The organism is Lysinibacillus sp. NPDC056959 (assembly GCF_042674095.1).
GTDB classification, from domain to species: Bacteria; Bacillota; Bacilli; order Bacillales_A; family Planococcaceae; genus Lysinibacillus; species Lysinibacillus zambalensis.
Genome location: NZ_JBHURE010000002.1, coordinates 391,898 through 402,746 on the forward strand (window position 1 = coordinate 391,898; position 10,849 = coordinate 402,746).

General features: G+C 35.2%; 11 protein-coding genes. All 11 read right to left on the minus strand.

Annotation, left to right across the window (positions count from 1 at the left end; translation table 11 throughout):
* Positions 1–11: 11 nt before the first annotated feature.
* On the minus strand, positions 12–707 hold the full coding sequence (locus tag ACFTQ7_RS03975; protein WP_197144212.1) for an iron-dependent peroxidase: 696 nt from the start codon (positions 705–707) through the stop codon (positions 12–14).
* Entirely contained in the window at positions 698–1,975 is a 1,278-nt protein-coding gene (locus ACFTQ7_RS03980; RefSeq protein ID WP_386827425.1) for a normocyte-binding protein, read from the minus strand. Before ACFTQ7_RS03980 ends, ACFTQ7_RS03975 begins: the two co-directional genes overlap by 10 nt.
* Before the next feature lies 1 nt (position 1,976).
* Positions 1,977–3,623, minus strand: coding sequence for a serine/threonine protein phosphatase (locus tag ACFTQ7_RS03985; RefSeq protein WP_386827426.1), 1,647 nt, complete (start codon positions 3,621–3,623; stop codon positions 1,977–1,979).
* Between the two features lie 49 nt (positions 3,624–3,672).
* On the minus strand, positions 3,673–4,512 hold the full coding sequence (locus ACFTQ7_RS03990) for a PP2C family protein-serine/threonine phosphatase (RefSeq protein WP_197144210.1): 840 nt from the start codon (positions 4,510–4,512) through the stop codon (positions 3,673–3,675).
* Between the two features lie 6 nt (positions 4,513–4,518).
* On the minus strand, positions 4,519–5,046 hold the full coding sequence (locus ACFTQ7_RS03995; RefSeq protein ID WP_386827427.1) for an FHA domain-containing protein: 528 nt from the start codon (positions 5,044–5,046) through the stop codon (positions 4,519–4,521).
* Positions 5,047–5,086: 40 nt separating this feature from the next.
* Entirely contained in the window at positions 5,087–5,662 is a 576-nt protein-coding gene (locus tag ACFTQ7_RS04000) for an FHA domain-containing protein (protein WP_349660292.1), read from the minus strand.
* A 36-nt stretch (positions 5,663–5,698) separates the two neighbouring features.
* Positions 5,699–6,142, minus strand: coding sequence for a J domain-containing protein (locus tag ACFTQ7_RS04005; protein WP_386827428.1), 444 nt, complete (start codon positions 6,140–6,142; stop codon positions 5,699–5,701).
* Positions 6,143–6,225: 83 nt separating this feature from the next.
* On the minus strand, positions 6,226–6,651 hold the full coding sequence (locus ACFTQ7_RS04010; protein WP_386827429.1) for a membrane-associated protease 1: 426 nt from the start codon (positions 6,649–6,651) through the stop codon (positions 6,226–6,228).
* Between the two features lie 229 nt (positions 6,652–6,880).
* Positions 6,881–9,049: a transcriptional regulator gene (locus ACFTQ7_RS04015; protein WP_349660295.1), complete on the minus strand. Its 2,169-nt coding sequence runs from the start codon at positions 9,047–9,049 to the stop codon at positions 6,881–6,883.
* A gap of 531 nt (positions 9,050–9,580) precedes the next feature.
* Complete coding sequence (locus tag ACFTQ7_RS04020) at positions 9,581–10,504, minus strand: serine/threonine-protein kinase (protein WP_386827430.1); 924 nt, start codon at positions 10,502–10,504, stop codon at positions 9,581–9,583.
* Positions 10,505–10,659: 155 nt separating this feature from the next.
* Positions 10,660–10,849, minus strand: a 190-nt coding sequence (locus tag ACFTQ7_RS04025; RefSeq protein ID WP_386827431.1) for a hypothetical protein, incomplete at its 5' end; no start/stop codon positions are given.

Consider the following 10,849-nt stretch of genomic DNA (forward strand, 5'->3'; position numbering starts at 1 on the left):
CTCTTCCCTATTTAGTAAAGAGCTATTCGATCTAGCTTCATCGTTTCCTCTGCATCAATAATGCCAAAATGATATTGCCAATAAACCTCCATATGAAAGCCTATTGGCAGAAAAATTTCTTGTACAAGCTGTACCTTTCGCTCATTCTGTTCTGTCTGCTTTTGACGGATGTATAAAAGCAGCTCATCCTGGTCCTCCGATTTCACATAAATCATGCAATTTTTAAAGAGCCTTTTCAGCGTATCCTTTAATAAGTAAATCTCTTCACCAGTCCGGTACAGTCTTAGCATGTTGAGTGCAACTATTTCTTGCTCCTTTTTCGTAAAAGCATGAATATTGTCACGCACCAATTTACCAAATACATCGGCCTCGATTTCCCTTAAGATAAAGCGAATATAGAACTCTCTCTTATTCATGCCCTGCATACGATCAATTTCAGCTAAAAAGTGCAATACGGTATCTAAAAGATAATTCCTAAACTCAATATCCGCAGAATTATCTGGATGGAAGAGACCATTAAAAATTCCGTAATAGCGATAATACGGATTTACTTCAACGTGCTGGTCAACATACTGTGCATTTAATAGTTGTGGACTTAGTTCCATATAAGGTGAATAGGCTTCGGCAAGATGAAAATAAATATCCTTTTTAGAAAGTCCTTCATCCTCAGCTTTAATGAGCAAATCCCAAATATAGTTCATAGCCACACACCTACACATTCATATTCGAAGAAATGTCTTTGCACTTCTGATGCGAGGAAGCTTAAAATATCGTTTGCGATAAAGTTTCTTTCCTCTTTCGCCTTAAACTTTAATAGCATCGTTTTTCTATGATTATTTTCTCCTATCATTTCCGTTAAGAACGTGTTCGCGGAGTGCGTAAAGCTTGTTCCCGAGAAAGAGTCCACTATTTCAACATCTACAAGCTCAAATCGATTAGCTGCCTCAAAGGAGTTAATCATACGAGTAATTTCACCCTTCGTTTTAACAGTAGCCGTATACTTGTTAGCGAATTTGTGTATAAAATGCTCGATTCTTCGATTTGATACAAGCTCGTAATTTAATTTCCCGATCTTGTCATCTTCCATCTTTGCAATTTTGATTAGCTGCCAAACCCCTGACTTATCCTGGGGTGAAACAATTGTTAATTCATTGTCTGAGCGTTTAACGTAACGAACATTTTCCTCTTCGGCCTCAACAAGATAGCCATGCTCGTTTCCGATTTTACGTACAGAAAGGACATGTTCAAAATTCACCTTATCGATAGCAGGGACGGGAAACCCGACATTTTTGACCTCATGGCGTTCAATGTTCCATAGTGGAACCATATTCATACGTTTCTTATCCTCATACTCTTCTAAATCAACGATTATTTCAGTAATCTCAGCATCCTCATCTAAAGGCGGGCAATCTACTAAATTGACATTAAAAAATTTATAGACGAATGGATGATTAATAGTTTTCCACGGTAAGCCGTTTATTTGGAAGAGCGGATATAGCTTGTTCATCTCTTGTAAATAGTCCAGATTTTGAGTAAGGCTGACTTTAATCTCTACTTGTCCTTCTGTCGTTACTAGCCTTCCATTAAAGCGTCGCTGCTCTGTAAGTAACTGTTGGATTTGCATGGAATCACACGCTAAAAATAAGGTGAACAGCACTGCAGGTTCATTGTTTTTAAATGATTCAAGCAGTTTTTTTTTATTGATTGATTTACTTTCTAAATCAGCTGGTCGCATCGGGAATAAGCATTCATGAATAGGGTCAACATCCTCCCTAGAACTTAACGTCACATAAATATCAAACCTATTCTCAGCATCATCTATTTCATTGAATACGCGGTCTTCAAGCTTTTTGTTCATGTCATCCTGATAGTCGATTAAATTTACAAAAACGCCACTTACAATATCCTTTAGCAGTTGACGTTGCTCTAAATCCTCTATTTTGCGTAACCGTTCAATCATGAGCTCTTTTATCAATTTATTTTCCCTCTTTCATCACTTCAGCATCAGATGGCTCACTAGCAGCTGTCCCTTCATTCGTAGGCGGAGCTGCCTGATCAGGTGGCGCTGCATCGGCAGCTGGTGCTTGAGGAGGCGGATTTAATTTATCATTGGCGTTCATAACCTTTCGCTCAAGACCTAAAACCTTGGACAACAGCTCTGTCTCCTGATAAATTTCCTGTGCAAGTGTATAATATTCAATTGCTTTCCCAAACTCTTGGCGTGCATAGCTCTGATCTCCGCTTTTTTCTAAGCCTTCTGCCTTTAATTCCTTCTGGGCCTTTTTCAATTCAGCAATTTTAGCCTCTGCTTCTTCTATTTTTGTCTTTATTTCAGGTTCGCCAGTAAAGGCAATTGTCAGCGCTTTTTTTCTTGCCTTTTGATACATTTCAAGAGCCCCATTGTAATCCTCTGCCTCAAATCGAAAATCTCCATCTTTCACAGCTTCAGCAATTTGTACAATGGTATCCATATTAGCGATTCTTTGTTCAACTACTGCTTTCCCAAAGTCTTTTATAAGCTTTCCTTCTTTTTTAGCCTTTTCATATTGCTCAAGCGCATCGTTAAATTTACCTTCTTCCGCTGCTTTATCTCCACTGATAATCAGATCGGTAACTCTTAATTTTCTCGCTAGTACATTTCTATGTATTGGATCCTTCAATTTTTTAGCAGCATTTCTGCCCTCACTATATTCCAGGAGTGCCTTATCATAAGTTCCATCTTGAAAATACTGGTTTCCGCTCTTTTCATGATCTTTCATCTCGACAGTTAATTCAGCCATTTTTTTAGCTTGCTTTGCCTGATAAAAAATCGTGCCTCCACCTACGACCAAAGCTAGGATTAATGCAGCTACAATCATTTTGATGTATTTCATTTTTTTCTTATTTGTTTCCTGGTAAACCTTGTTAGCAAATATCGCTGCGACTGTGTAATTATTGACCACTTTCTTTTGCCTGCTTAACAGGACCTCTTCTAATACATCAATGTATTTCTCAGGCTCTTTTGCATCTTCCAACGCATCTGCCATTTCAATTTCATTGACATCTTCCCAAAAGCCGGCTGTACAAAGCACTAGTACATCGTCATCCATTAACTTCATTTTCTTTGAAACAAAAGGCTGGAACTCTTTTGGTTTGCCCAAATAGTTTAGTAAATTGGTTCTTTCCTCGTGCTGGCTAATATCGAGCGAACGGTTCCTATCATTCACTATTTCTTGCGCTAAGCTTTGATCCGTACTTTTAAACGTTAAAGTCCCATTACGGAAATGATATAATCTCGAATTTCCTGCAACGGCAACAATCATCTTTGAGTAATCCGAGACGACTATGACAATACTAGCCTTTAATCTCACCCTTAAGCTTTGTGCTTGAAGAATATCTTGTGCATATTGTAAGTATTGTTTAATTTTCCGTCTGGACATGGATGGCTTTTCCATGAATTTTTCTAAAATTGCCTTTACAGCAAGCTCTGCACTACTTATTTCCTGATCAGAATCTAACCCTTTTACCGCTACCCAGCAGGCTACATCGTCCAGCTCTGTATAGGCAAAGTAATCTTTATTTTGCAAAAATGAGCCCGCTTCGGATAAAAAGCTTGTTTTAAAGTTGCTATTTTCCTTTCTCATGATTACTCCTCCTCATTTACTGACTCATTTAAAGACACATGTAAAATAATTACCATGTTTTTTCTAAAATAACGATGGTTGCATTATCTTGATTTTTTAAGCGTTTTTGTTCAACGGCTTTTATCATGTCTTGAGCAATATCATAGGGAGTAGCTTGCTGAGAGAGAATTTTCTCCATTTCAACCTCTGTTAAAGTATCATAGACACCATCACTAAATAGACATACTTTATCCCCTCTATTTAGCTGAATCGGACTTTTTCCGATATCCATATTTTTAAAGCCTTCATACCCTAAATAATTGATAAGTCTCTTTTTCAAAGGATTTTCCTGCACCTCAAGCTGAGATATTTCACCAGATATATATCGCTCCGTTAACACTGATTCAAAAATATGCTTTTGATTGATGGCCTTAAATTCTCCATTTCGAAAAATGGTAATGACACTATCTCCAACGGCTCCCCAATGAAGAAATCCATTATCATCAATAACGGCTGCCACTAATGTAGTCCCGCCATTCGAGCCATTTAAATTTTCGACAATCATATGATTACTTGCAAAAGCGGCCTCCTTAAAAAATTTTTCTAGGGCATTTAGACCGCTCAGCTTTTTAAATTCTTCAATAAATGTATTGACAGCAACCGTACTTGCCATCCTACCGTTTGCTAAACCACTGATGCCATCTGCTAGTACGGCGATTGTTCCATCTTTCGTTTCTGCTGTAGAGAAATAATCATCCTGCTCATCACGTCTGCCAATCGTTTGACCATTTCCGATGGCTATTTTTGTTTTTTCATTTTGTTGCGCAAGCATGTTTCTAACGATTAATAACGCAAAGAGTACAACGATAAAAATAAGTGCAATTATGTATGGCAGTAGTTTCTCATCCATCCGTCATCATCCCTCACTGTTGTTGTTTTCCCATTCAAAATGAACACCACATAAGGGAATAAAGAGAAACATACTTGCGCCTAACTGAATTACATCATACGCTGCTAGCTCTGTTGGCGTATAAACCGCTTCATTGTTAAGATAAGCTAAGCCTGATGCATCTCCAGGCAGCAGATAGAAATTCCTTTTTTTAGGATCATAAACAATCACAGCATGGTTACGTTGAGAAATCGAATTGTCTCCAACAATACGAATGTGCATATCCTCAGCTCTACCAATAAAGTTTTTTTCCGATAAAATTCGATAGTCTCGACCCATTTGAGGTCCTTCAATACAAACTAGCCATCCTGTTACCGGATCAATGCCATCCATTTCCCCAAGGTATGGCATTGTTTTATCATCTAGTTCTGCTATAGCTGTTTGCTGACTACTTGGTCTTTGCTCCTGTTCCACCATTACGTTGCAATACGGACATACATTTCTATGTCTTCTGGAACTAAACATGTGACCATTTGTGCATCTAATCAAACTCATTTTCGCTATCCCCCGTCTATGTTTACGAATTTACTTGTCTCTATTTCACTAAAATCCGTGTATTTGCTATGTATATTGTGTCTCCATTACCTATTGGGTAAGGATTTTCATGTTTTATTCTGTTTTTAACGCGCTTACTAGCCTTTTTTATACCAACACCATTTACCGAATCAATATCCTCTATGTACCATACTCCTGAAACATTATTTAATACGGCATGTTCATAGTTGATAAGCGATTCATATTCAGTACCATTTAAATCGATATCTGCCTTATTGTCAGCGGAACTTTTCCCAATAAGTAATGACGTTTGATCACCGATTTCCCATTCATCTATTTCAGCTCCTCGATCATTGAGGAGAACTAATTTTCGAATTTTCTTGTTTGTCACATTGTAATTTTTATCTCTAGCTTCATACTTAATAGAGCCATAAATTATTGCTAGTATGCCCAGCATTAGTCCAATAATTGTTTTTAAAATAAAATCCTGATTCATGACAAATACGTATAGAATGAAAAAGAAGGTGATTATGACAATAATAATATCGATAATTTTTATAACCATTTGTTTCTTTGCATCTTCAGTGTATGCATCCATTGAATTTTGACCATACATGGTATCACACTCCTCCATACTAGCTATGGCTTCGTTTTACTTGTTAAAAAAACGTTCAAATAAATCAGTTGTATCTAGTGGATTTTTCTTTGCATTCTTATTAAGGGTTGATCCCGTTTCCTTTGTTTTAGGATTAAAACCAAAAAAATGCTCAAAGTTCTTTTCAATATTGTTCATATTAAAATCTGGCTTTTTTTCAGTAGACTGTGGGCGCGAAGACTGTTTTTCTGATGTCTGTCCCTTGCCCCAACTTTGACTAGCTCCATCTAGTCGAGCATCATATGCTTCTCTTGAGGCTTGATCCTTTAGTACTTTGTATGCCTCTGTCACTTCTAAAAAAATCTTTTCTGATTCTTTGCTTCCACCGCTCACGTCTGGATGATGTTTTTTTGATAGTTTTCGGTAAGCTAGTTTTATTTGTGCTTGCGTGGCGTCTCTACTGACACCTAAAGTTTCATAATGCGTTTTCATATTTTTCATCCCCAATATTAGGATTATTCAAAATTATCTAAGGAACTATGAAAGTCCCTTAGATAATGTGGAATAGCTATCAAGCTGCAATCTTAGACAGCGTAGCCGCCTTCGATTTTTGCCAAATCTGTTTTGTCTTTCTTTTGTTTAATGAATAAGTAAAATTCACCAATACCTTCTGTGTCACCATACTTTTCTGTATAGTCAACAACGAAAGCATTTGGGAAATGAATTTTTCTTACTACTTGATCAGCTGAAACAACTTCTAGAGTTACTTTACGGTAACAGTCAGCCTTTTCAGCTGGAACTAATGACCATAATCCTAATTTCATCGTGTCATCAGAATTGTCTCCATCTGTTGCAGTAAGAATTTTACCTCTTATTTTTAAAGTTGCTCCTACATCTGTAGAACGTGCGTTAGAGTCATTCGGCGTATCTGTTTCATACTCAACAGCCATAATGCTATCTAACCCTAGTTCAATTGCTTCTGATCCTTCTACTTTTAATACAAAACCCATTCTCATTACCTCCTGAAATTTGTTTGAATCGTCTCAAAAAATCGTTTTGGGTGAAAATGTATAACTTGTTGTATACATTCCTCCATGCCTAATGCTAATACATGAAGCACGGAGAAATATGTAATGTTTTCACCTTACAATTAATGGAGGATTCTATTTATGTTAAAAGATTTATGAAAAAATCTTAAACATACGACTTAAAAAATATTTTAGTGTATGTGTAAACTTGTTAGGCCTTAACAGCACTACTTGCCTTTGTAATCATAACTTCAAGATTCTTCACATTACCGTTAAACACTAGGTCAATCTGACATGTGCTTGTTTTTTCATCGATAATGTAGCCAATGTCATCTCCATCGTGAATAACGGAGTTTACATAGCCTTTATCTTGAACCCATTTGCTTTTTTGGCTACTTGGATTATTACTAAAGAATCGAACGATATTTTCATGTTTAAAGTCACCTGATTGGAATCGTAAAATTCTTTCAATATACGTACTAACTTGAGTTTTGTAAATCGAATCGAATCCATCTTCTTCCATAGCTAAACTTCTAGCTTTATACACTGTAATACGTTTAATTTCTTTATCTTGAAGCTGTGCATTTTCTGATGAGAATACAAAGCCAAAGCTTCTACTGTTAATAGCATCTTTAATATTATTAGTAAATCCTGAGATTTCTTTCGCCATTGTTGTAACGGCTCTTAGTGAGTTATCACCAGCTTCAATATCGAAGCGTACACCAGGATAATTTCTCTGAACATTTCTGAAAGAATCTTTCAAATATTCCGGACATTGGTAAGCTGAAACAATACCTGCCGCTACATAGCTAGCACCAACATAAACGCCCTCTATCCAAAGTTTTAAAATATCTTCTTTTTCTTTAGATAATCGTGCTCCATTTTCTGTTGTCTGCATTCGTGTATCAATGATTACTCCTGATTTATCTTTAGGAATAATTGTGAAGTTCGGTAAACATGGTATCGCAAACTCACTATAATCTTTTCGAATAAGCACTGAGCATTTATCAATCAAGCGATCAATACCTGCAGTAGCAATTCCATTAAATGTCGTTTCTTCTTCTGCCATGAAGTTGAAGAAAATCTGTATTTTATAATCTTTCACAGTATCAAGAAGGATGGATAACGATTCCATTGTATTGCCATCTTGCTTGGCAACCTTATCGTTCCCTTTAAATCTAGCTCTACTTACTTTCATTTTTCCAGAAGCTTCTAGTTCTAGTGCAGGGACAATTCCGTACCATACTGTATCTGTAAAGTCATTTTTGGAGTTAACTGTGTTTAAATACGTGCGTAATCGTGGTAGATTATTACTTTTAACGAGCATATCTAACTTTGTGTTCGTTACAAGTAACGAGGGCTGCATACCTTTGTTTTTAGTGGCATACTGATCAAAGTACATTTTTACGCCTAATAGTTTTTCAACTAATGGCTTCACTGTTTTTACAAATTCATCCTTAGCATCCTTATAGAATTCTAAGTAAGTATTGTAGTTTTGTACCTCTGTCTCTACATCTAATTCAGCTCTCACAGCTGGCAATGGAGAGAACGTTCTTACGACTAAATCTTTGACATAAGAGGATGGTGATTCTGTAATCGCCTCATAGTCCTCTTCAAATACTGTGCTTAAACCATAGTTACTATTTTCTTCAATAACCATCAGTTCCGAGCTATTATTTTGTGGTGCCTCAATGATTTTTAATTCACCACTGTCGCCAATAGAAAGTGTCCCAATTTGTAATTTTTCGGACTCGTCTTCATCCTGATTAGCACCTAATAATAGACGTGTTTTAATATCTTCAATTGCTAAAGGAAGCATCGCCATGACATTATTGTAATTTCTACTAGCTACTTCAAACATCAGGTTTAGCTTGTCCCCTGTATCCAATTTTTTGGGATCGCCTTCATCTAATTTGTCATATTCACCATATAGGTAATGGATTTCTTTACGGACTTGTCGAATGTCGTCCATAACCTTTTTAGGAGAGATCATATCGAGCAAATTTTCAAACTTAAAATCAACGTTCGCAATGCCCTGACTTCTTTTCGTATCAATGAGGGTAAATAACATCTTTAAAAAATCATTATTTTGGTCAATTGCTATTTCAGAAATACAGTCATCTTGAATTCCTTCAGGTTTTTTTAATGTATACATAACCTTTTGGTTAGCAGCATTGTAGAATGAGTAAACCGTCGGAGAAAACTTATCTAAAAACTCGTCGAAGCTTTTAACAAGAAGATTTTCATTAATTTCTTTAATTTTTTCATCACTAAGACTGTCAATCCCTTTTACATCTCCAACAAGCGTAATTAAATCCATTTTTTCAGGATTAATTTCCTCAAAGAGCATGGTTCTGTTTGTTTGATTAATAATCTCCATTCAGTCGGCCGTATGATTATACAGCCATCCCTCCTTTTTGTAACGAATTTCGAGTAAGCATAGTCATAAGTGAGTCGCAAATAAAATATGTTGATTGCGTATAAAATAAACCAATAAGAAACTAATAAGTAACAAAATGGTAATTACAGACAAAGAATCAATAGTTATTTATGATTTTGTATGTAATTATGTACACCAGTTACTCAATACTAGAATTCCTAATGATTCTATAATTTTACACACTTACTTCACTGATGACATTATGTATCACAAAGTAACTATACAGTATCTAATTTTATTGTCAATATTTACATTAGTACATTTTGTAAAATAAATGTATTTAACTGGGTTCATGGTAAAAAATAAACATGTTAAAATTTATGACTTTTTTATAGAAATAAATGTATTTATTCTTTATTTTTACTAAAAAAACAGCTTATGGAGTAAAAATAGGTAGTCCATAAGCTGTTATTCAAAAATATTTTCCGAACTCAAAAACAGAACTATAGAACTACTAATTTATTAAAGTAGTCATTTGGAATCAAATGACTTGAAATAACCCTTCGTCTTTTTTACAATATTTTCAAAATTGATGGCCATTTCCATAATTTTAAGTGAGGAGCATCGTTTTTTTGCATGCACTGCCAGACCCCACATAATAATTCGAGATAGAACAACACTCACTTTCTCATTATATTTTCTCACATTCTCAATTTTGTCCTCGATTATTCGTTGTGAACTATCCATTGGGATAATATTTGTTAAAGAGTAATAAAAGGTTGCTGCTAAACTATAAATATCTGTATATACACCTTGCTCAGATTTATTCGAGTATTGCTCTAAAGGAGAATACCCTGGGCTAGTGAAAATTTGATGATTCCCAGCAGTTTTATTAAAAATAGCCGAACCAAAATCTAGTAAATATGGATTACCTTCAGAATCTACTATAATATTGCTTGGTTTAATATCACGATGGAGTATGCCTTTTTTATGTAAATAGCTTAAAGCACCAATTAGAGGAAGGAATATACTCGTGTACAAATGCTCCCTATCATTAATAGGAAAATCCTTTAAATATTGATCTAATAAAGTTCCTTCATAATACTCCATCACGATATAAATCGACTCATTTTCTTCAAAGTGGTGCATATATTTGACGATATTTTGATGATTTATTTGCTGCATAATTAACGCTTCATTTAAAAAAATAGCTTTTAAATCCTCGAACTTCTGCTTCGTTGAAGGCACACGATTAACAACTGTTTTATTATCTAAATCCCGTAAAGCTATGTCATTTGGAAAGAACTCTTTAATAATTAGTTGATTCCCTTCATTAATATTCTCCACGATATAAACAAAGGACAATTTACTAGTAGCAATTACTTCTTTTATTTTATATGTATCTTTCAACACACTGTTTATCGGTAAGCTCAATTCAACTTGAGTCGCTTGCATTTTCGATCAATCATCCCTTTCAACACATAAACTATGAACAATCTGTTTCATATTTAACGCAAAATATGTAATTATTTTAACTGAAATACAAATTAATGTAAGTATATCAATATACACCTTTATATTAAATAGTTATCTTATAGTAGTTAGTGATTCTACATTGAATGGTGGGGTCGCTTTAATGGTTCTATCCATCTTTTTGATGGTCCTATCCATCTTTTTGATGCTTCTATCCATCTTTTTGATGGTCCTATCCATCTTTTTGATGCTTCTATCCATCTTTTTGATGCTTCTATCCATCTTTTTGATGCTTCTATCCATCTTTTTGATGGTCCTATCCATCTT

Bases quoted from the DNA above. Each gene is read 5' to 3' on its own strand.
- ACFTQ7_RS03985 (WP_386827426.1), bottom strand. From the start codon at position 3,623: ATGAGAAAGGAAAATAGCAACTTTAAAACAAGCTTTTTATCCGAAGCG.
- ACFTQ7_RS03990 (WP_197144210.1), bottom strand. From the start codon at position 4,512: ATGGATGAGAAACTACTGCCATACATAATTGCACTTATTTTTATCGTT.
- ACFTQ7_RS03995 (WP_386827427.1), bottom strand. From the start codon at position 5,046: ATGAGTTTGATTAGATGCACAAATGGTCACATGTTTAGTTCCAGAAGA.
- ACFTQ7_RS04000 (WP_349660292.1), bottom strand. From the start codon at position 5,662: ATGTATGGTCAAAATTCAATGGATGCATACACTGAAGATGCAAAGAAA.
- ACFTQ7_RS04005 (WP_386827428.1), bottom strand. From the start codon at position 6,142: ATGAAAAATATGAAAACGCATTATGAAACTTTAGGTGTCAGTAGAGAC.
- ACFTQ7_RS04010 (WP_386827429.1), bottom strand. From the start codon at position 6,651: ATGGGTTTTGTATTAAAAGTAGAAGGATCAGAAGCAATTGAACTAGGG.
- ACFTQ7_RS04015 (WP_349660295.1), bottom strand. From the start codon at position 9,049: ATGGAGATTATTAATCAAACAAACAGAACCATGCTCTTTGAGGAAATT.
- ACFTQ7_RS04020 (WP_386827430.1), bottom strand. From the start codon at position 10,504: ATGCAAGCGACTCAAGTTGAATTGAGCTTACCGATAAACAGTGTGTTG.